Raw genomic sequence first — 21224 nt, 5'->3', positions numbered from 1 at the left:
AAGTTATCATTAACTGAAAGTCCAAACTTCAATTTAGTAACTTAAAGTTACTAATTCAACACTAGAAGAAATAGTTTCCGTTTAATTTAGGAGTGATAGAATGACTGATAATAAAACTTTAAGAAAAAGCTTTTTTAGAAATCTTATTCCATCAGTAACTGCTATGTGGGTCTATTCGATTTATACAATAATTGATGGAATATTTGTTGGAAAAGGAGTTGGTTCTACTGCACTAGCATCAGTAAATATAGCTATGCCATTTGTAAATTTAATTTTTGCATCTTCTATATTTTTCGCTACAGGAACTTCCACTCTAATCTCAATAAGACTAGGACAAGATAAAAAAGATGAAGCAAACAATATTTTTTCTTTTAATGTAGCTATAATGATTATATTTTCAATAATTTTATTAGCATTTAGTTTAATATTTATAAATAAAATATCAATTTTTCTAGGGGCTACTGAAAGTACTTTTAAAATGGTAAAAGACTATTTAAGTATAATAATACTTTTTAATGGATTCTTTATAGTTTCTTACTGTTTAGAAGTATTAACTAAAGCTGATGGTTTTCCTAACCTTGCAATAATAGGAGTTTCTATATCAGCAATTACCAATATTATATTAGATTACTTATTTGTGATAAAGTTTGGATTTGGAGTGAAAGGAGCTGCTATAGCTACTGGAATATCTCAAGTTGCATCTTGTTTATTTTTTACATTGCACTTTTTAAAGCCAATATCAACTTTAAAATTTGTTAAATTCAAACCTTCTTTTAATATATTTAAAAGAATTATAAGTATAGGTTTTCCTGATGGAATAACAGAATTAACTTCTGGAATAGTTATTCTTATATTTAACCAAAGCATTTTAAAATTTATAGGTGAAAATGGATTAGTTACATATAGTGTAATATGTTATGTGTCTACATTAGTTCTTATGACTATGATAGGAATTACTCAAGGTGCTCAACCTTTATGTAGTTTTTACTATGGTTCAGAAGATGTTAAATCACTAAAATATTTATTTAGTATTACTTTAAAAACTATAGCTATAGTATCAGTTGGAATATTTATTATATGTATTTTATTTTCACCATCTATAATTAATGTATTTATAGCATCAAATGATAGTGCTCTAATAAATCAATCTATAATTATATTTAGAATATATTCATTATCATTTTTATTAGTTGGCTTTAATATATTATCATCTGGTTTTTGTTCTTCTATAGAATCACCAATCCTAGCCACACTAATCTCTATATCTAGAGGACTAGTTATAATAATAATTACACTAATTATTACAATAATTCTATACGGAGGAAATGGAATATGGATAGCAACAATATTATCTGAAGCTATTTGTTTATTAATCTCAGTATGGTCTATTAAAATAAGTTTTAAAAATTTACTTAGCTAAAAAATTTAATGACTACCTATAATTTAGGTAGTCATTATTTATTAATATACTATATTAAAGTTCAAACTCTTCTATCTCTATTGAATATTCTCCACAATGCTTACATACGTTAATAGTTACTAAATAACTGTTATCAACTTTACCAAGTGCATATAACTTATCATATGTTGAGCCTTCATATTGTGGTTCTATATTGCTTACAACGTATTTTCCATTCTTTGTGAAAATATAAAAATTATATCCTAAGAAATCAAAGAATTTCTTCTTTTCTTCAACTCCTGTTTGACAATTCTCACAAGCTAAATTAAAGTATGCTTTAGAAAAGTCTACCTTATCACTATTATTTAATATTTCTATAATCTTTTTTTCATCTACATCATTAATAGGATTTTCTTCATCATTAAAAAAACAATATAGATTTTCTTCATTTAATATATATTCTTTTTCATCAAATTTACATGTGTATTCCATAATATGTACCTTACTTTCTTATTTAATTTATACTATTTTATCATAAATAACTTATAAAGTTAAATGTTACTATTATTTTTTCCATTAATACTTTATTATTGTTATATTTACTTTTCATTAAAATTATTCATTTTTTATTAACATTACTGGTAATTTGGTGTAAAATATGAATATATAAAACGGGGGAGGGAATTAAATTGATTAATAACGATATTTACATAATTTTTTCAAAAACTGGAACTCTATTTTCTAACGTTATTTCATTCTTTACAAAAAAAGAATTTGCACATATATCTATCTCATTTGATCCGACATTTCAAACAATGTATTCATTTGGACGTATAAATCCAGCATATGTACTTCCAGCTGGATTCGTAGAAGAAAATCTTTACTCAGGAGTATTTTCAATGTTTCCTGAAAGTAAATGCCTAATATATAAGGTTTCTGTTACTTCTGAACAATATACTTCATTAAAAAATCATATCGATAAATTTTTAATGGATAAGTCAAAATACAAATATAGCGTACTAGGGACCGCTACTCTTTTATTTAATAAACCAATTAAAAGAGAAAATTATTATTTCTGTTCACAATTTGTCGCTGAAGCTTTAATAGAATCTGGAATCTACAAAACGGACAAGCTTCCAGAGCTTATTAGACCTATGGATTTATTAGACCTAGAAAACAAAACATTATTATATAAGGGTAAAATCAACAAATATCCTTTATATAATCTTTATTCCACTGATGAATCCTACAGCATTTTTGATGCACCATATTCCTTAGCTTTATCAGCTTATGGAAAAATCAGAAATAGATTTATTTAGAAAGAAATTGTTCGCAAAGCTAGCAGGTGAAAAGTCGACTTCGTCGAAGTGAAAAGGCTACTAACGTAGCGTGGAAAAGTTAACTTAAGTTAAAATGAAAGGCACTAATGTAGACACTTTTCACTATTACCAAAGGTAATATTTTCTCTGTCACGTTAGTGACCCTTTCTCTTTTGATGCAGTCAAACTTTTCACCAAAGTGCTTCTCACTTTATTTACTCTTCTTCATACTATATTATTAAAATAATTTATGGAGAAAATTTTATGGAATACTATGTTAATATACCTTATCCGCCAATAGAGGTAAAAGAAAAAAATCCTATCTACGCAAACTTAATCTTGTTGAATTATGCTGGTTCTGTATCAGAACTCTCAGCTGTTACCCAATATGTATACCACGAAATAGCATTTAGTGATAATAAATATCCAGATATTTCAGAAACTATTAAGGGAATATCAATAGTTGAAATGCATCATCTTCAAATACTTGGTGAGCTAATCGTAAAGCTTGGAAAAGATCCTGGCTATTGGATATATAAACATAAAAAAACTAATCTTTGGACTCCTGAATTTTTATCATTTAATACAGATTTAAAAAAAGCTTTAACTATCGATATAATAGATGAAAAAGAAGCTATTGCTCAATATAAAAGAACTGCAAAACAAATAGATGATACTCATATAGTTGATATAATAGATAGAATCATCTTAGATGAGGAGTATCATATAAAACTATTTACTGAATTATATGATAAATATGTTTTGTAAAAAGTAGATTTAATGAAATGCATGTAAAAAATCGCCAACTGCTTAATTGCCTTGGCGATTTTTTTACTCAATTAAATCTTTATAGCTTAAAATTGCATTACATATTGCTTCCGCTATATTTTTTTGCCAAATTTTCGAAGTTAAAATATTTTCATCTGACCAATTACTTAAAAATCCTAATTCAATAAGAGCTGATGGTGCATCATTATTATTTAGAACTGCTAAAGGCGCATCATCACTATAAAATTTTATTCCTCTATCATTTGTATACTCTAAGTTACTTAACTCTTCTTGTATCACCAATGCTAAAGCTTTACTATCCTCACTTTCAGGATTATACCACGTCTCTACTCCTTTATACTCCGAAGAATCATATGTACTATTACAATGAATTGATATAAATAAGTCCGCATTATTATCTTTGCTTATACGAACTCTTTCATATAAATTTTCTATAGAATTATCGGACCAACTTAAAGTATCAGTATTTCTCGTGTATACAACATTTAGCCCACTATTTTCTAATAGTTCTCCAACTATAAGTGCTATATCTAGTACAATATCTTTCTCATATGAACCATTTACACCAATAGCACCAACATCCCAATCGCCATGACCTGGATCAATACAAACTGTAAAAACATCAGTATCTTCTAATAGATTAATATCACTTGAAACCATTCTTGCATCTGGTGACTTAATCAACCCACTACAAATATTAACAATTTTAATCAACGATATTAAGATAAAAATTAGAAATAAATTAATTATAAAAATTCTTCTATATCTTCTTTTTTTTCTTCTATACACCCTTCTTCTTCTGCTACTCATCTATAAAACTTCTGTCCTTTCTAGTTCTTTCTTTAGAAATATAATAACAAGTTTATATGGTAACTCTGTGTGTCTAATGTGAACATTAAATGTATTTTTACAAGAAAAATGGTTGAATTTTTATATATTTTAAAATTCAACCATTTCTCTATATTTTCTATTTAATTTTTATTATCCCTTTATTTTTTACAGCATAAATTTCATCCGTTTCTTTAGCAACATCCTTATCATGAGTAACCATAATAACGGTTTTACCATCCTTATAAACTATATCCTTAAATAATTTAATTATTTCTACTGTCGTTTCATCATCTAAGTTTCCAGTTGGTTCATCTGCTATTATAATATCATTATCACAGCATAAGGCTCTTGCTATAGCAACTCTTTGCTGTTGTCCGCCACTTAACGTTAATACCTTTTGATTTGCTTGTTCCTCTGTCAATCCAACACGTTTAATCATATCCAAAGCAAATTTCTTATTATCTTCCTTTTTAATTTTTTTATTGACATAGCTGAAGTTATATTTTGAAGCGCTGTCATGTAATTCATTAAATTATATCCTTGAAATATAATAGAAACATGTTTATTTCTGTAATTATCTAATCCAATATTTTTTATGTTATTATCACCTAAAAATATATCTCCCTCTTTTACTTGGTCTAATCCAGCAATTAATGATAATAATGTAGTTTTTCCACTTCCTGATGATCCAACTATAGAATAAAATTTCCCTTTCTCAAATTCCATATCTATATTATTTAATATCTTTTTATTATTGTCGTACCAATATCCTAACCCTTTAGTTTTTAATAAGACATCATTTTTTCTTTCAACTCTTTCTTCCATATTTAACTCCTCCATTAATTATGTTTACTTAGAATTTGTTTTGGATTATATCTCATTATCATCAATGATGGTAGCATAGTAGCAATTATCGCTATTAATATCGAAATACCAGACATCTTTCCTATGTCTAAAAGACTTATATTAACATTTAATTCTTCAATTTTATCTACAGTTGTACTAGAGCTATTCATCCCTATCATAGGTTTATTTCCTTTGGTAGGTCTATCACTAGTAACCAAATTACTCACTTCTGTTTGCTCAGTTTTCAATTCATTTGCTAATAATATATCACTCATTTTATTACTTATTGTATTACCTGCTGCTACTGAAATTACTATTGCAAGAAGTAGAACCGTTAGCACTTCAACAGTAAATTGTCCTATTATTTTAAACTTCTTTTCCCCTAATGACATAAGAATTCCAACTTCATGAATTCTATCTTTTATCGATAACATTATAATTAATGCTAAAATTGCTCCACCAAATACTGCTACTATTAAAATAGTTATTTTAGAAAATGATGCAACATTTTCAATAGGTTCTATCATTGCTTCATACTCTCTATTTCCTGCATCAAGTATAAATGTATCAAAATCAATTGATGTGCTATCTCCATATTCTAAAAAACTATCTACATTAGCTGGATCATCTAAGTAAAATGTAATTGAATCAACACCTGAATTTTCTGCTTTTCCATTTAATAGATTAACTAATGTATAAGATGAATATATATTGTTATAAGGTAACATTGCAGTATTTCTTAATCCATTATCATCAATAGATGTGTATGTTTTATATATTCCAATAACTGTAACTCCAATTAAATTCTCACCTGATATATTTGTGATATTAAATTCACTTCCAATTTCTAAATTATTTGCAATAGCAAAATTTTCTTCAATCATTACATTATTAGTACCTAAATCATCTTCAGTAAGTTCTCTACCTTCTAATAGCTCCGCTTCACCATTAACATAAGCTGATGTTGTTTTAAAATCATTTATTCCAGTGAATGTGATATCTCCCATACTACCTTTCATATTCATTCCACCACCAAATCCTGGCTTTGATGATGTTTCCTCTATTGTTTCTTCTTCACTAGCTCCTACTGCTAGTAATTCATCTAAGTTAGCTTGGATACTATTTGTAGCTAAATATGCAACAACACTTTCATTGCTACTTAGCTCATCAATATATTCTAAAGGAACTTGTACTCTAGTTATATTAAATCTTCCTGCCCCTCCCCCTTGTTTCTCTCCTTCTGCACTATTAGCAGCCATATTCTCTCTTTGCTCTTGCATTAATTTTTCTACATTCTGTGATAAAGTTACATTTGCTCCTAACTTTTGCCTTGCTAATACAGCTGCTGCATCAGTAGCTGATTGAATTCCAAAAGATGATAATACAACTGCTGATATAACGAACATGATACTTAATAAAATCAATGTTCTTCCTAATTTTTCTTTTAAAGTTATAATTGCTCTAAATATAAAGTCCATTTATTTCAGTCCCTTCATTAAATTTCATATTTATAATACTTATAACTAATGACAATAATATGTAAATAAAATGAAAAAACTCTGTATTTTTCATTCTAAAAATGATTAAAAATTCATATAAAAATAAGCCGTGCAAAATTTTGCACGGCTTATTTTTACTATTATTATCTCTTTCCTGCATCAAATGTTTCACCAGCTGCTTTTGGTGCTTGTGATGATTTAGAGAATATTATTAACGCTATTAAAGTAACCACATATGGGAATACCTTTAATGCAACCTGTGGAATGCTACTTAGTTCAGGTATAGCTTGAGATACATTCGCAAGGGTAGTTGCAAATCCGAAGAATAATGTAGCTCCTAAAATACCTAATGGCTTCCATTGTCCGAATATTAATGCTGCTATTGCTAAGAATCCTAATCCAGCTACGTTACCATTAAACTCTCCTGAGTAAGTTACAAGTATTATAGCTCCACCTAAGGCTGCAAAAGCTCCTGAAATCATAACTCCTATATATCTCATCTTATATACATTAACACCTGCTGCTGCAGCTGCTTGAGGATGCTCCCCACAAGCTCTTAATCTTAAACCAAAGCTTGTCTTGTATAGTAAAAATGTAAATATAGCTAATATTAATAACACTAACCATGTAGTTATATATGATCTTGTAAATAATAGCGGTCCTATTACAGGTATATCTGAAAGTACAGGTATATCTTTTGGAATAAATCCTAATGTTACTCTTATATTACCACTTCCAGTAAGGTTTCTTGCTAAGAAAACTGTTAATGCACCAGCTATCATATTAATAGCTGTACCACTAATAACTTGGTTTGCACTTAAATTAATACTTGCAAAAGCATGTAGTAACGAGAATAACATCCCAACTAAAGCTGCTACTAATAATCCAATCCATAATGCTCCTGGAACACCAGCTGCTTGTAGTTTTGAAATGGTGAAAGCTCCTGCAAATGATCCTACAACCATAAGCCCTTCAATACCGATATTTACAATACCACTTCTTTCACAATAAAGAGCACCTAGAGCTGCTATTAATAGTGGAATTGTATAAGCTATTGCATATGGAAATATCTGCTGAATTATTGTCCACATTATTTCTCCACCGCCCTTTCTGATGAATTAGCCTTATTTTCTAGTCTATCTTTTTTAACATTCTTAAACTTCTTAATAACTTTATCCATAACTACGCTTGTAGCTGCAAAGTATATTATTGTAGCTATTATAGTATCTGCAAGTTCTGGTGGTATTTTTACAGCTGCATTCATAAATCCTTTTCCTACATATAGTATTCCAAAGAATAACGCTGAGAAAAGAACTCCTATTGGAGTATTAGCCCCTAATAATGATACTGCGATACCATCAAATCCTTGAGAAGGCATTACACCTATTTGCATAACTGTTGCATTACCCATATACTGAATTACACCTGCAAGACCAGATAAAGCACCTGCAATCATCATAGAAATAACTATATTTCTATTAACAGGCATACCTGCATATTCAGCACCGAATCTATTAAATCCAACTGCTTTTAATTCATATCCTAAAACTGTTTTATTTAATATAAACCAAACTACAAATACTGCAACTAATGCTAGTATAATACCTAAGTTAATATATGAACCTCCGAAAAGATCACTTAACCACTTTACTCTTAATGTTGCCGTTTCTGGTAACATCCTAGATTCTGTTTCCAAATACTCACCTTTAAAGTATTTTGGAACTGTATAATATATTGTCCAGTAAGCAATCCAGTTCATCATTATTGATGAAACAACTTCGTGAACATTAAATAGTGCTTTTAATAACCCTGGAACTACTGCCCATAAAGCTCCACCTAAAATACCAGCTAAAACCATTAACGGTACTATAACAACAGTTGGTAAATCAAAGCTTAAACCTACTGCTATTGTACAAAATCCTCCAAATAACATTTGCCCAGGAGTACCAATATTAAATAACCCTGTTCTAAATGCAAAGGCAACTGAAAGACCTGTAAGTATTAATGGAGTTGCTGTAGCTATCGTATTACCAATTCTTTCAATATTCATCAATCCACCTTTGAATAGGAATTGATAACCTTTGATTGGTTCAAACCCCATAGCTAACATTAAAAGAGCACCAGCTAAAAGACCTAATACTATAGCTAATATAGACTTTAATCCTCTGTTCTTTTCCATTACTTGTCACCTCTCTTTATACCAGCCATCATTAAACCGACTTCATTTTCATCTGTTTCTGAAGCATTTACTATACCTATTAATTCACCATTATTTATAACAGCAATTCTATCTGATACATTTAAAACTTCATCTAATTCTAGTGATACAAGTAATACGGCCTTACCAGCATCTCTTTGTTCTACTAATCTCTTATGAATATACTCTATAGAACCAACATCTAATCCTCTTGTAGGTTGTACAGCGATTAATAAATCCGGATTTGATTCTATTTCACGTCCTATTATAGCTTTTTGTTGGTTTCCTCCTGAAAGACCTCTAGCTATAGATTGTCCACCTTCACCTGATCTTACGTCAAAAGTTTCTATAATATGATTTGCATACTCTCTTATCTTAGCTCTGTTAATTAACCCATTCTTTGAGAAAGGTCTCTTTTTATAAGCTTTTAAAACCATATTATCTTCTATAGTATAATCCAGAATTAATCCTCTTTTATGTCTATCTTCTGGAATATGTGCTATACCGTTATCAATTCTTGCACGAATAGAGCTTTTAGTTATATCCATATTTTTGTACGTTATAACACCTGATTCTATATGTCTCATGCCAGTTAATGCCTCAACCAGTTCAGTTTGTCCATTACCTTCAACACCAGCTATCCCAAGAATTTCACCTTTTCTTAATTCTATAGAAAAATCCTTTAATCCTAATACTTTTTTATTATTTTTAACTGATAGCTTGTCTATCTTAAGAACTACTTCTCCAGGATTAGCTTCTTTTTTATCAACCTTAAATGATACTTCTCTACCAACCATCATTTTAGCCATTTCAGCTTCATCTGTATCTTTTACATCAACAGTTCCTATGTATTTACCTCTTCTTATAACCGTACAACGGTCTGCAGCTTCTTTAATTTCTTTTAACTTATGTGTAATTAATATAACTGACTTTCCTTCTTTAATAAGATTTTTCATTATATCTATTAACTCTATTATTTCTTGTGGAGTTAATACTGCTGTAGGTTCGTCAAATATTAAAACTTCAGCATCTCTGTATAGCATCTTTAATATCTCAACACGTTGTTGCATACCAACAGAAATATCCTCTATCTTTGCATATGGGTCAACATTTAATCCATATTGTTTAGAAAGTTGCTCTATCTTTTTCGCTGCATTTTTTATGTCTACTGTCATATATTTTTTAGGCTCATAACCTAAAATAATATTTTCTGTAACAGTAAAGTTCTCAACTAATTTAAAATGTTGATGAACCATTCCTATTCCCAAATCATTTGCTACGTTTGGATTAGAAATCTTAACTTCTTTTCCTCTTATCTTTATCGTCCCTTTTTCTGGTTGATACATACCAAAAAGCATTCCCATTAAAGTAGATTTACCAGCACCATTCTCTCCTAAAAGAGCATGAATTTCACCCTTCTTTAACTGAAGTGTGATATTATCGTTCGCCACAATCCCTGGAAACTCTTTTCGAATATTCAGCATCTCTACTACATATTCCATCGGATCTCCTCCTATTTTTTTACTTATTGAAAGCTCTGTCTCAATTTTAATTATACAATATTTAATATCATTGTTAAACAATTCCATAAAGTATTTAAAAATAAATACCGAACTTTTTTTGAATCTAAAATCAACATTCAGAACTAATATACTTTTACTTTTAAACTCTATTTTATCACTCTACAGTGATACACAAATTATATTAAAATTATATATCATATCTTTCGTATTTTCAACAATTTTCGTCATATTTTGAATTGCAATATTATGTAATATAATTCCATTTATAACCTCTATCTTATTAAATCACTCTCAAAAGTTTATTATTATATTCCTCAACTTTTCGCCAGATTCCAATGTATACTTTTTCATTTGAAACATTTATATTACTTTCTTTAATTTCATAAAAAACTTTAACCACTTTATTTAATGATTTCTTTATTGAATTTATTACTACTTAAATTAACACTATTCATTCCAACTACTATTAACTTTATTTCAATTATATTTTACATCACTTACGCATTCAATTTAGTATATTCTTTTTGTTTTTAAGTATATATATTCATCAATAATAGTATATGCTTAATTCATAGTTTTAAAGAACAATCTACTTTTTTCTAAACGGAATCCTCTTTATTTTTGCATTTTACTTGAAAATAAAAAAATAGATGAGCTTAAGCTCACCTATTTCTACAACAAAATTATTTTATTAAGTCCCCTTGCTCTCCTGAAACCACAATTTCTCCAGATTTGATCTTTTCAAATACTTCTGCAACTTTATCAGTAGTTTCTTTGCTTAAGTTTGGATTCTCAGCAGGAATACCAACACCGTCATTCTTAGCATCAAATGTTAATTGTTCTCCACCTGGGAATTCACCATCTAATTCAGCTTTAATAACATCAAATGTAGCTGTATCTATCTTCTTCATAGCAGAAGTTAAAACAACTGATTTGTTATTTGCTTCATCATATATACCATCAGCATATTGGTCAACGTCAACACCTACAACCCAAACTTCATTTCCATTAGAAACTCTTTCTTTAGCTTCGTTTATAGCACCTAGTCCAGTTCCACCAGCAGCACAGAATATAGCTTTAACTCCTCTATCGTACATAGTAGCAGCTAATTGCTTACCTGCTGGGATATCAGCAAAACTGTTTGCATATTTAACATTTTCTTCTTTTATTGACATCTTAGTTCCTAAGTTTTCGTTAGCATAAGCTACACCTTGTTGGAATCCCCAGTTAAATCTTTGAACTGCAGGAATTTCTAATCCACCAATGAATCCTAGTTCACCATCTTGTAATTCTAAAGCAGTTGCTACACCAGCTAAGAATCCAGATTCATGTTCAGCAAACATAATTGAAACTGTATTATCAGCTATAACATTGTTATAATCTCCTGAGTGTGGAGCTCCATCTAAAATTACAAATTTAGCATCTGAATATTTTGTTTGAGCTTGGAATACAGCTGTTTCAAATTTAAATCCAGGAGTTACTATAAATTTATATCCTGTATCATAAAGATTTTGAATTTCTTTTAAGTAATCAGCTTCTGTTTCTCCTGCTGGTTTTATATAGTTCTTGTCGATACCAAGTTCTGATTCTGCCTTTATTATACCTTCCCAAGTACCTTGGTTAAATGATTTATCATCAATTGTCCCAGAGTCAGTAACCATCCCAACTTTCATTGCATCTTCAGCAGGTGTTTGTCCCCCTTCTGATTTGCTTCCACATCCAACAAGACCAGTAAGCACAAGTGCAGAAAGTGCTAATGCGATTGCTCTTTTTTTCATTTTTAATTTCCCCCTCAAATAATATACTCTTTAATTTATATTGTATACGAATTATGAATTTATTATAAAACATATTATTCGTATTTTCAATACCATTTGTATCTTTTTTAATTTTTTTAGATATTTTTGTCGTAATTTACGAGTTAATAGAGAGATTTTATATTTGCACATTAATTCACTTTCAATTTTATACCATTATTTACTTTTTTTCAATACAACAACTAAATAGATACATTAATTTAATATTTTTCATTTAATTTGCACCATATAATACTTAAACAATTCACTTAACTACTCTACATCACTATAATTATATTTAATATTATCAAATATAATACTAATATCATTCTTCTAAAATCTACATAAAAACCCCTAATAAAACAGGTAAAATAACAGCTGGTAACATATTAGCTACCTTAATTTTAGTAATTCCTAAAATATTAAATCCCAACCCTATTATCAGTAAACTACCCACTGCTGTCATATTATTAATAACTGACTCACTTAAAACATTAGCTAACATGCCTGCCCCCAAAGTTATTAATCCTTGATATATAAAAATTGTAACAGCTGAAAAAATAACTCCTATTCCTAATGTCGAAGTTAATATTATAGAAGTTACCCCATCTAATAAAGATTTTGCAAATAATGTGTCATGATTTCCTCTTAATCCGCTTTCTAATGAGCCAACTATAGCCATAGCTCCAACACAAAATAAAAGACTTGCTGATACAAAGCCTTCTGCAATTGAAATATTGCTCTTACCAACTTTATTTACCTTTCTTTCTATTATCTCACCCAATCTACTTAACCATTTATCTATATCTATTAATTCTCCTATTAAGGCTCCGATAACAATACATATTATCATCAAAAGAGTATCTTCACCTTTTAATGCTCCTGATACACCAATATATAATACACATAATCCAAGTCCACTCATTATAGTATTACTTATATTTGTTTTTAATCTTCCCTTAATTATAAATCCAATTAAACAACCAATAACAACTGCTACACTATTAACTATCGTCCCTATCACTTACCTCAACTCCTATCTTTATTCTAACTCTAAATATTTCATATCACTTAAATATACATTTATTAACTATATTTTACCATTAAAACATATATCTGTATCAATTTTATAATTTTCTTAAATTAAATACTTTTATAGACATTTCAAACATATTCCTCTTATCTAATTAACTATTAACTAAAAAAGCTCACTTAATATGAACTGTTATTCTTAACAGTCCAATATAAAGTGAGCATATTAGCTTAACAAATTTAATCTTATAATATTAAATTAACATTATATTCTTTAAGCCATGCATTAACTTGTATTAAATAAGCTATTAATTGAGGTCCTGTCATTAATTGTCCATACCAAGGGGTCTTAAAAGATTCCCCTTTACTTTCAACAATTTCTTTAACCACATTTCTATCAATTACTTCTAATATCGGAGAAGTCTTATCATTTAAAATTTCATTCATCATACTACAAACTATTGAAGTATATACAGGATTATGAGTTTTAGGATAAGGACTCTTTTTTCTAAATAGTATTTCATCTGGTAAAATACCTACAAATGCTTTTCTTAATAGTCCTTTTTCCCTTCCATCTAACAACTTAGTTTCAACTGGTAAATTAAATGCATAATTAACTATTCTATGATCAGCAAAAGGAACTCTTACTTCTAAGCTATTATACATAGTGGTTCTATCTTTTCTATTTAGTAAATTAACCATAAACCACTTTAAATTAAGATAGAATATCTCTCTCATTCTATAAGTTTTTGCATCTTCTCCATCTATATGAGGAACATCTTTTAATGTTTTTTCATATTGATCATTTGTAAAGCCTTCAATATCTAAATTCTTTAAATTAGAATTTAAAATTTCTCTTCTACTACTTACACTTCTTGACCAAGGAAATGTCTTTGCATTTATCATTTCTTCATTGGTAAACCAAGGATAACCTGCAAATATTTCATCTGCACATTCTCCTGATAATCCAACTACAAAATCCTTTCGTATCTCTCTTGTAAATAATAATAAAGATGAATCTATATCAGCCATACCTGGTAAATCTCTAGCTAAAGTAGATTCTATAAGCGCTTCTGCTAAATCTTTTTGACTTAAAACTACTGTCTTATGATTACTTCCTATAAATTCAGCCATTCTTTCTGCCCAATATTGATCAGATGTTGGTTGAAATAGTGATGATTTAAAATATTTATCATTATCTTCATAGTCAATAGAATAAGTTGTTAAAGTCTTTCCTCTCTCTTTAAACTCCTTTGCTGCTACTGCTGATATTATTGAAGAGTCTAAACCTCCAGAAAGAAATGTACATATAGGCACATCTCCAACTAATTGTCTCTTAATCGCATCTATTAATAGCTCTCTAACATGTTCTATAGATTCATCTGTAGTTTCATCTAATTCTCTAGCAGTAACCTTCCAGTATTCCCATATACGTTCACCATCTTTATTGATAACCATACAATTAGCTGGTGCTATTTCATTTACCCCTTTATAAATACCACTTCCAAGAGGACGAGCTGGTCCTACTGCAAACACTTCGGTTAATCCCTCTCTATCCACTTCTGCTTTTACATAAGGATGTGCCAATATAGTCTTTAGCTCTGATCCAAAAATTATAGAATTACCTCTCTTAGCATAAAATAAAGGCTTTACTCCCATATGATCTCTTGCTAAAAAAACTTGTTCTTTCTTCTTATCATAGATAGCGAAAGCAAATATACCATTTAATCTATTTATTACTTCAAGTCCCCAGCAAATATAAGATGTTAATAAAACTTCAGTATCTGAATATGACTCAAAATTAAATCCTTTATTTATTAACTCTTTTCTTAAGTCTTCAGTGTTATATAATTCTCCATTATAAACTATAGTATATTCATTGCCATCAACAATCTTAGTCATAGGTTGTCTTCCGCCTTCTGGGTCAACTACAACTAATCTTCTGTGTCCTAATAAAACATTAGTACTTACATATACTCCTTCATCATCTGGTCCTCTTCTCTCTAAAGTCTTTACCATCTTATCTACGATGCTTCTTTTATCTCTTAAATCGTTATTAAAGTCTATCCATCCTGCAATACCACACATAATTTTCACCTCTCATTAAATCCATATAATAGAATATGACGAATATTTAATTAGAGTGTAAAAATATATAAAAATATAGTTTATATATTATAAATAAACTTATTAATTCAATCATATTATAGTTATGTAATAATGATAAAAGGAGCTCTGTATGATTGATAAAAATTCTCTATTTCCATTAATACTTTCATCTATAGCCGGACTTTCAACAGTGATTGGGGCAGTTTTAGTATTTTTCACAAAAACAAAAAACAATAGATTTCTTACATTTTCTCTTGGATTTTCTGCTGGAGTTATGATAACAGTATCTTTTACAGACCTTTTTCCAGCAGCACAAGAAGCTATAAGCAAATATCACGGAAAAGCAAACGGAATACTTTGGTCAATATTATTTATGCTTATCGGTGCTTTAATGGCATTTTTAATTGATAGCTTTATACCAGACGAAGAAAAATCTCAAGTTCCAAAGGATGATAAAAATTTTGGCCTTTTCAGAGTTGGTTTAGTATCTACAATAGCTTTAATGATACATAATTTCCCTGAAGGTATTGCTACATTTGTTTCTGGTTACCAAGATGCAGCTTTAGGAATTTCCGTAACTTTAGCTATAGCACTTCACAACATCCCAGAAGGTATTGCAATAGCTATGCCAATATATTTTGCAACTAAAAGTAGAGCTAAAGCATTAAAATACTCCTTTCTTTCAGGAATGGCTGAACCCCTTGGAGCATTTATATCATTCTTGTTTTTAAAACCATTTATTAATGACTTAGTACTAGGAATAGTATTCGCTGTAGTTTCTGGTATTATGATGTATATTTCATTTTCTGAACTTATTCCATCATCAAGAGAATACGGTCATATAAAACTTTCATTAGCATCAATATTTTTAGGCGTAGCTATAATGCCTATAACACATTTATTATTATAAATTTAATTTTTTATATGAAACTTCTGTGAATTTAATAATTCTTAACATTTTTATCTGTATTTTATTAATACTTTTGGATTATTATATTAATATAGAAATTAAATTTTGTTAAGTGGAGGTTTTTATTATGAGTATTTTATTGACAATTACTCTTGGTGGAGTTATCTACACACTAGTAGAAATGACTTATAATTGCCTTAATAATATAACAATTCCATAATAAAAAGGTTGTATTGCTACAACCTTTTTATTATGGAGTAAATCAAACTAATCCTATAGATGAATTCACTCTATGTAACTTAAAGTTACAAACTTTCACTTAAGTTCATATAAATAACTAAATCAAAGATTTAGATTTTCACTCAACATTTATAGCTTCATTTATCATATCAATATAAAGTTTTTGAATTTTTTCGTATTCTAATAAACTCTTTAAATTTACTTCAACATTTATATCATTTTCATTAAACAAGCTTTCCCAAGAGTTATCTCCTTTTATATCTTTAATTATGTGATTTCCAGGTAAAACTAATAAAGGCATTATTATCACATCATCTATTTTCTTATCTTTAAGTTCTTTAAGTACAACACTCCTAGTTCTGCTACCTTCTAATGTTCCAATTATAACATTCTTATATCCTATACTTTGAAGGGCCTTTTCAATTTCCTGATAACAATCATCATTACATACATTACCATTATCTCCGCAACACTGATTAATTCCTATAGATGTATAACAACAATTATCCTGACATCTATTGCTACCATGCCCTACTAACACTACACACCTATCTTTATTCACATTATCCTTTATGGCATTTGCTATATTTAAAGCAGATTCTTTAGTATTTTTTCCTTTATTAATAAGTAGTGTGGGATTTAATTTAATATAATTAAACCTATCTTTATTTTCTTCTAGGATATTTCTCAACGAATCACAGTCTTTTCCATCAATCATATGTAATGGCTGCAAAATCACCTCTTTATATCCATCATTAAATAATATTTCTAAGGCCTCTTTAACATTTAAAATATCTATATTATTTTTTTCTTTCATTCTCTTTATAAGTATATTTGATGTAAATACACACTGTATAAATAGTTCTTTATCTATCGAATCTTTTATATTTTTTATAAAAGATTCAACTTGTTTATAAGCATCTAAGTTAGAACTTCCAAAACTAACTATTAATACTGCTCTCTTCATTATCCTTCAAACTTTCTAAATGCATCTAAGAATTTATTAATATGTTCTTCTGTATGTTCTGAAGATAAAAATACTGCTTCATATTGAGATTGAGGTAAATTAATACCATTCTTAAGCATATGAAGGAAATATCTCTTAAATCTCTCTATATCACAAGTCTTTACATCATTATAAGTATTAACTGCTGCTAAATCTGTGAAGAATATTGTCATCATTCCCCCTACTCTATTAACAACTATATCTATATTCTTTTCTTTTGCTATTTCTAAAAGCCCATTTTCTAATTTTTCACCTATTTTATTTATATGATTATATATCTCTGGGTTTTCTTTAAGTATATTTAAAGTTGCAAGTCCAGCTGCCATAACTACAGGATTTCCAGACATTGTACCTGCTTGATATACCCCACCTAGAGGTGCCAACTTTTCCATTATTTCTTTTCTTCCACAATAAGCTCCACAAGGTAGACCTCCACCCATAATCTTTGCATAAGTTACAAGGTCAGGCTTAACATCAAATAAACTTTGGGCTCCTTTAAATGCCACTCTAAATCCACTCATAACTTCATCAAATATAAGAAGCGAACCATATTCATCACAAAGCACTCTAAGAGTTTCCATAAATTTATCATCAGCCTTTATAACTCCCATGTTACCAGCTACAGGTTCAATAATAACAGCAGCTATATCATCTTGATAAGCTTCAAATAAAGCTCTAACTTGTTCAATATCATTATATACACCAATTAATGTGTTTTTAACACTTTCATTAGGCACACCTAAACATCCAGCAATTCCTTCTGTTAAAACTCCAGAACCAGCCTCAACTAAAAAACCATCAAAATGCCCGTGATAACAACCTGCAAACTTTATTATTTTATTTTTTCCAGTATATCCTCTTGCCAGTTTTATAGCACTCATAGTAGCTTCTGTTCCAGAGTTAACCATTCTTACCATCTCAACATTATCTAAGTTTTCACATAAGAATCTTCCCATTTGAAGCTCTAATTCAGTAGGTGCTCCAAAAGCTATAGAACTTTCACTTATTTCTTGTATACATTTTACAATATCATCATTACAATGACCTAATATCATAGGTCCCCAAGCTAAAACAAAATCTATATACTCATTTCCATCTTCATCTTTTACTATAACACCTTTACCACTTTTCATTACTGGAGGATTTATTCCCATATCTTTATATGCTCTTACTGGTGAATTAACTCCACCTGGCATATATTTTTTAGATTCTTCAAATATTTCTCTGTTACCCATATTAATTCTCCTCTAACTGACACTCTAAATCTCTGATTAGTTCTGTGTTTCCTTTAACCATTTAGATGCCTCTAATGCATAATAAGTTATAATTATATCAGCTCCTGCTCTTTTCATAGAAAGAAGCATTTCTAAAGCTGTTGCCTTTTCATTCATAAGTCCTGCCTTCGCAGCAGCCTTAATCATTGAATATTCTCCACTTACATTATAAACACATATTGGAATATCGACAATATCTTTGGCTTTTCTTACTATATCTAAATAAGAAAGTGCTGGTTTAACCATTATTATATCTGCACCTTCTTCAATATCCATATTTATTTCTCTTAAAGCTTCTCTTCCATTTGCAGGATCCATTTGATATGACTTTCTATCACCAAACTGTGGTGCTGAATGTGCCGCTTCCCTAAACGGACCATAAAATGCAGAGGCATATTTAGCTGCATAACTCATAATAGCCACATGTGTAAACCCATTATTGTCTAATACATTTCTTATAAATCCTATTCTTCCATCCATCATATCCGAAGGGGCCACCATATCAGCTCCTGCCTTTGCATGTGATAGTGCTATTTGACCTAACTTTTCTAAAGTAGCATCATTATCTATTCTATGACCATCTAATATTCCACAGTGACCATGAATAGTATACTGACACATACAAACATCCGTTATTATATATAAATCTTTAGATATTTCTCTTATTTTCTTTATGGCTCTTTGAACTATTCCATTACTATCAAAAGCTGAACTACCACATTCATCTTTTGTATCAGGAATTCCAAATAAAATTATTCCTTTTACACCACAATTAATAACTTCATTTATTACTTCCTCTAATCTATCTATAGACCAATGATAATTGCCTTCCATAGATTTTATTTCTTCCTTTATATTTTCACCCTCAACTACAAATATAGGATATATAAAATCATTTGCTGTTAATATATTTTCACGAACCATAGCTCTAATAGCTGCTGTTTCTCTTATTCTTCTTCCTCTTTTAATCATAATAATCCTCCATATTCCTATACATCTCAACGATTTCTTCTAAGAAACCATCTTCTGAATGCTTTTTACAAATAAGAGCCTCTACTCCTCTTTCAGCTAAGGCTTTATTAGTTTGAGGACCTATAGCTATATTGGTCTTTTCCTTTATCTTTTCTAATCCAACCATATCAACCATATTTTTAACTGTTGAAGGACTAGTATAAAGAATTATATCTACTTCCTCAAAAGCTTTTGGATTTTTTATCTCACCACAAACTGTATCATATGTATGTACTCTATCAACTTTTAATCCTAAAGATTCAATTTCATTTTTTAAATATGTTCTACTTGATGATGAGCATGGTATAAGAACCTTCTCATCTTTTTTAAGTTCAGGCTCTAAAACTTTAAACAAACCTTCACCTACGAATTCTCTTGCCATTATAAAAGGCTGAATACCTCTTGCTTGTAATGCTTTCTTAGTTGCTTTTCCTATAACAGAAAACTTTGCTTTAATTTTTCTAATATCATACTCTTCTTTTACAAGATAATCAAAGAATCTATTAACTCCATTTACTGAAGTTAATATTATATGGTCATAATCTTCCAACCTATCTAAATATCCTTTAAGATTCTCTTCTGTACCTTTAATTCTTATTGAATTTATTTCAGTAACCTCAGCACCTAAATCTCTTAATTTTTCTTTCAAGCTTTGTGATTGCTCTCTAGTTCTTGTTACACAAATATTAGCTCCAAATAAAGGTTTGTTTCCATACCAATCTAATTTATCATTTAGAGATACAACCTCTCCAAATACTATTATACAAGGCGATTTCAATCCAGCTTCCTTCACCTTTTGAGATATATCGGCAATAGTTCCAACTACCTTCTTCTGCTTTGATGATGTTCCTCTCATAACTACTGCAGCTTTTGTATTTGCATCTTTACCATTTTTCAATAAATTTTCTATAATCAAATCTAAATTTTCAAGACCCATCATAAAAACTAAGGTACCTGTTTCTTTTGCTAATGCCTCATAATTTATTTTTGAACTTCCTGCAGACATCCCAGTCACTATATGAAAACTTTGTGCCATAGCCCTTTGAGTTATTGGTATACCTGCATAGTTTAAAACTGCTATAGGAGAGGTTACCCCTGGAACTACTTCGAAATCTATGTTTTCTTCTACTAGAGCTAATACCTCTTCTCCACCTCTACCAAAAACATAAGGGTCTCCACCTTTTATCCTTCCTACAATATGACCTTCTTTAGCAAGTTTTACAATAGACTCATTAATTTCTTCTTGAGTTTTATAATGACTTCCTGGCTCTTTACCACAGTAATAAATTTCACATTCTTCATTTAAATAATTTAAAATATTATTAGAAACTAATCTATCATATAACACAGCTGTACATTTTTTTAATATTCTTACAGCTTTAAGTGTTAATAACTCTTCATCTGTTGGCCCAGTTCCTATTATGTAAACTTTACTCATAACTA

The 21224-nt window shown here is 29.4% G+C and carries 19 protein-coding genes; 4 read left to right on the top strand and 15 right to left on the bottom strand.

Going from position 1 to position 21224, the window contains the following annotated elements:
* Positions 1 to 100 precede the first annotated feature (100 nt).
* Positions 101 to 1420 (top strand): MATE family efflux transporter, encoded by a 1320-nt coding sequence (locus ARA56_RS10575; protein WP_055266502.1) that lies wholly within the window; start codon positions 101 to 103, stop codon positions 1418 to 1420.
* Between the two features lie 54 nt (positions 1421 to 1474).
* On the opposite strand, the gene ARA56_RS10570 is transcribed toward ARA56_RS10575, so the two are convergent.
* Positions 1475 to 1891: a DUF3785 family protein gene (locus tag ARA56_RS10570; RefSeq protein WP_055266500.1), complete on the bottom strand. Its 417-nt coding sequence runs from the start codon at positions 1889 to 1891 to the stop codon at positions 1475 to 1477.
* A 197-nt stretch (positions 1892 to 2088) separates the two neighbouring features.
* Here ARA56_RS10570 and ARA56_RS10565 point away from each other — a divergent pair, with 197 nt between their 5' ends.
* Together ARA56_RS10565 and ARA56_RS10560 are read left to right on the top strand one after the other, a co-directional pair.
* Positions 2089 to 2718, top strand: coding sequence for a hypothetical protein (locus ARA56_RS10565; protein WP_055266498.1), 630 nt, complete (start codon positions 2089 to 2091; stop codon positions 2716 to 2718).
* A 264-nt stretch (positions 2719 to 2982) separates the two neighbouring features.
* Positions 2983 to 3486 (top strand): ferritin-like domain-containing protein, encoded by a 504-nt coding sequence (locus ARA56_RS10560; protein WP_055266496.1) that lies wholly within the window; start codon positions 2983 to 2985, stop codon positions 3484 to 3486.
* Positions 3487 to 3549: 63 nt separating this feature from the next.
* Here the strand turns inward: ARA56_RS10560 and ARA56_RS10555 are convergent, their stop codons facing one another.
* The 10 genes from ARA56_RS10555 to asnB form a co-directional block, all read right to left on the bottom strand.
* Positions 3550 to 4317: an N-acetylmuramoyl-L-alanine amidase family protein gene (locus ARA56_RS10555; RefSeq protein ID WP_055266494.1), complete on the bottom strand. Its 768-nt coding sequence runs from the start codon at positions 4315 to 4317 to the stop codon at positions 3550 to 3552.
* A gap of 157 nt (positions 4318 to 4474) precedes the next feature.
* The gene (locus tag ARA56_RS17040; RefSeq protein WP_278336520.1) at positions 4475 to 4777 is read right to left on the bottom strand and encodes an ATP-binding cassette domain-containing protein; all 303 of its coding nucleotides are present in this window, start codon (positions 4775 to 4777) and stop codon (positions 4475 to 4477) included.
* Positions 4774 to 5163 (bottom strand): ATP-binding cassette domain-containing protein, encoded by a 390-nt coding sequence (locus tag ARA56_RS17035; RefSeq protein WP_278336519.1) that lies wholly within the window; start codon positions 5161 to 5163, stop codon positions 4774 to 4776. The genes ARA56_RS17040 and ARA56_RS17035 overlap by 4 nt, the downstream gene beginning before the upstream one ends.
* A 14-nt stretch (positions 5164 to 5177) precedes the next feature.
* Entirely contained in the window at positions 5178 to 6662 is a 1485-nt protein-coding gene (locus ARA56_RS10545; protein ID WP_055266492.1) for an ABC transporter permease, read from the bottom strand.
* Positions 6663 to 6826: 164 nt separating this feature from the next.
* Entirely contained in the window at positions 6827 to 7774 is a 948-nt protein-coding gene (locus tag ARA56_RS10535) for an ABC transporter permease (protein ID WP_055266488.1), read from the bottom strand.
* Positions 7774 to 8862: an ABC transporter permease gene (locus tag ARA56_RS10530; RefSeq protein ID WP_055266486.1), complete on the bottom strand. Its 1089-nt coding sequence runs from the start codon at positions 8860 to 8862 to the stop codon at positions 7774 to 7776. The genes ARA56_RS10535 and ARA56_RS10530 overlap by 1 nt, the downstream gene beginning before the upstream one ends.
* Complete coding sequence (locus ARA56_RS10525) at positions 8862 to 10382, bottom strand: ABC transporter ATP-binding protein (RefSeq protein WP_055266484.1); 1521 nt, start codon at positions 10380 to 10382, stop codon at positions 8862 to 8864. The genes ARA56_RS10530 and ARA56_RS10525 overlap by 1 nt, the downstream gene beginning before the upstream one ends.
* A 704-nt stretch (positions 10383 to 11086) precedes the next feature.
* Positions 11087 to 12181 (bottom strand): BMP family lipoprotein, encoded by a 1095-nt coding sequence (locus ARA56_RS10520; protein WP_055266482.1) that lies wholly within the window; start codon positions 12179 to 12181, stop codon positions 11087 to 11089.
* Positions 12182 to 12539: 358 nt separating this feature from the next.
* On the bottom strand, positions 12540 to 13223 hold the full coding sequence (locus ARA56_RS10515; protein ID WP_055266480.1) for a DUF554 domain-containing protein: 684 nt from the start codon (positions 13221 to 13223) through the stop codon (positions 12540 to 12542).
* A gap of 254 nt (positions 13224 to 13477) precedes the next feature.
* Positions 13478 to 15319 carry an asparagine synthase (glutamine-hydrolyzing) gene (asnB, locus tag ARA56_RS10510; RefSeq protein ID WP_055266478.1) on the bottom strand — a complete coding sequence of 614 codons (1842 nt, stop codon included), beginning with the start codon at positions 15317 to 15319 and terminating at the stop codon, positions 13478 to 13480.
* 151 nt (positions 15320 to 15470) lie between these two features.
* Here asnB and zupT point away from each other — a divergent pair, with 151 nt between their 5' ends.
* Positions 15471 to 16250 carry a zinc transporter ZupT gene (zupT, locus tag ARA56_RS10505; protein ID WP_055266476.1) on the top strand — a complete coding sequence of 260 codons (780 nt, stop codon included), beginning with the start codon at positions 15471 to 15473 and terminating at the stop codon, positions 16248 to 16250.
* 358 nt (positions 16251 to 16608) lie between these two features.
* Here zupT and ARA56_RS10500 read toward each other — a convergent pair whose 3' ends face one another.
* Genes ARA56_RS10500 through cobA form a run of 4 tightly spaced genes read right to left on the bottom strand, consistent with a single transcriptional unit; the run spans position 16609 to position 21219 of the window.
* Positions 16609 to 17457 (bottom strand): sirohydrochlorin cobaltochelatase, encoded by an 849-nt coding sequence (locus ARA56_RS10500; protein WP_055266474.1) that lies wholly within the window; start codon positions 17455 to 17457, stop codon positions 16609 to 16611.
* A complete protein-coding gene (gene hemL / locus ARA56_RS10495) occupies positions 17457 to 18731 on the bottom strand; it encodes a glutamate-1-semialdehyde 2,1-aminomutase (RefSeq protein ID WP_055266472.1) in 1275 nt (424 codons plus the stop codon). Before hemL ends, ARA56_RS10500 begins: the two co-directional genes overlap by 1 nt.
* Positions 18732 to 18767: 36 nt before the next feature.
* Positions 18768 to 19742, bottom strand: coding sequence for a porphobilinogen synthase (hemB, locus tag ARA56_RS10490; protein WP_055266470.1), 975 nt, complete (start codon positions 19740 to 19742; stop codon positions 18768 to 18770).
* On the bottom strand, positions 19735 to 21219 hold the full coding sequence (cobA, locus tag ARA56_RS10485; RefSeq protein WP_055266468.1) for a uroporphyrinogen-III C-methyltransferase: 1485 nt from the start codon (positions 21217 to 21219) through the stop codon (positions 19735 to 19737). Before cobA ends, hemB begins: the two co-directional genes overlap by 8 nt.
* Between the last annotated feature and the right edge of the window lie 5 nt (positions 21220 to 21224).

Origin of the sequence: Clostridium disporicum (genome assembly GCF_001405015.1) — a bacterium.
Classification (GTDB): domain Bacteria; phylum Bacillota; class Clostridia; order Clostridiales; family Clostridiaceae; genus Clostridium; species Clostridium disporicum_B.
Note: the sequence above shows the minus strand (reverse complement) of the source record. Positions and strands in the feature narration are given on the sequence as shown.

What these genes read in the sequence shown, in the direction of transcription:
- ARA56_RS10575 (WP_055266502.1), top strand. Translation starts at nt 101, where the DNA reads ATGACTGATAATAAAACTTTAAGAAAAAGCTTTTTTAGAAATCTTATT.
- ARA56_RS10535 (WP_055266488.1), bottom strand. Translation starts at nt 7,774, where the DNA reads ATGTGGACAATAATTCAGCAGATATTTCCATATGCAATAGCTTATACA.
- ARA56_RS10520 (WP_055266482.1), bottom strand. Translation starts at nt 12,181, where the DNA reads ATGAAAAAAAGAGCAATCGCATTAGCACTTTCTGCACTTGTGCTTACT.
- zupT (WP_055266476.1), top strand. Translation starts at nt 15,471, where the DNA reads ATGATTGATAAAAATTCTCTATTTCCATTAATACTTTCATCTATAGCC.
- ARA56_RS10525 (WP_055266484.1), bottom strand. Translation starts at nt 10,382, where the DNA reads ATGGAATATGTAGTAGAGATGCTGAATATTCGAAAAGAGTTTCCAGGG.
- ARA56_RS10555 (WP_055266494.1), bottom strand. Translation starts at nt 4,317, where the DNA reads ATGAGTAGCAGAAGAAGAAGGGTGTATAGAAGAAAAAAAAGAAGATAT.
- ARA56_RS10560 (WP_055266496.1), top strand. Translation starts at nt 2,983, where the DNA reads ATGGAATACTATGTTAATATACCTTATCCGCCAATAGAGGTAAAAGAA.
- ARA56_RS17040 (WP_278336520.1), bottom strand. Translation starts at nt 4,777, where the DNA reads ATGATTAAACGTGTTGGATTGACAGAGGAACAAGCAAATCAAAAGGTA.
- ARA56_RS10500 (WP_055266474.1), bottom strand. Translation starts at nt 17,457, where the DNA reads ATGAAGAGAGCAGTATTAATAGTTAGTTTTGGAAGTTCTAACTTAGAT.
- cobA (WP_055266468.1), bottom strand. Translation starts at nt 21,219, where the DNA reads ATGAGTAAAGTTTACATAATAGGAACTGGGCCAACAGATGAAGAGTTA.
- hemB (WP_055266470.1), bottom strand. Translation starts at nt 19,742, where the DNA reads ATGATTAAAAGAGGAAGAAGAATAAGAGAAACAGCAGCTATTAGAGCT.
- ARA56_RS10545 (WP_055266492.1), bottom strand. Translation starts at nt 6,662, where the DNA reads ATGGACTTTATATTTAGAGCAATTATAACTTTAAAAGAAAAATTAGGA.
- asnB (WP_055266478.1), bottom strand. Translation starts at nt 15,319, where the DNA reads ATGTGTGGTATTGCAGGATGGATAGACTTTAATAACGATTTAAGAGAT.
- ARA56_RS10570 (WP_055266500.1), bottom strand. Translation starts at nt 1,891, where the DNA reads ATGGAATACACATGTAAATTTGATGAAAAAGAATATATATTAAATGAA.
- ARA56_RS10530 (WP_055266486.1), bottom strand. Translation starts at nt 8,862, where the DNA reads ATGGAAAAGAACAGAGGATTAAAGTCTATATTAGCTATAGTATTAGGT.
- ARA56_RS17035 (WP_278336519.1), bottom strand. Translation starts at nt 5,163, where the DNA reads ATGGAAGAAAGAGTTGAAAGAAAAAATGATGTCTTATTAAAAACTAAA.
- hemL (WP_055266472.1), bottom strand. Translation starts at nt 18,731, where the DNA reads ATGGGTAACAGAGAAATATTTGAAGAATCTAAAAAATATATGCCAGGT.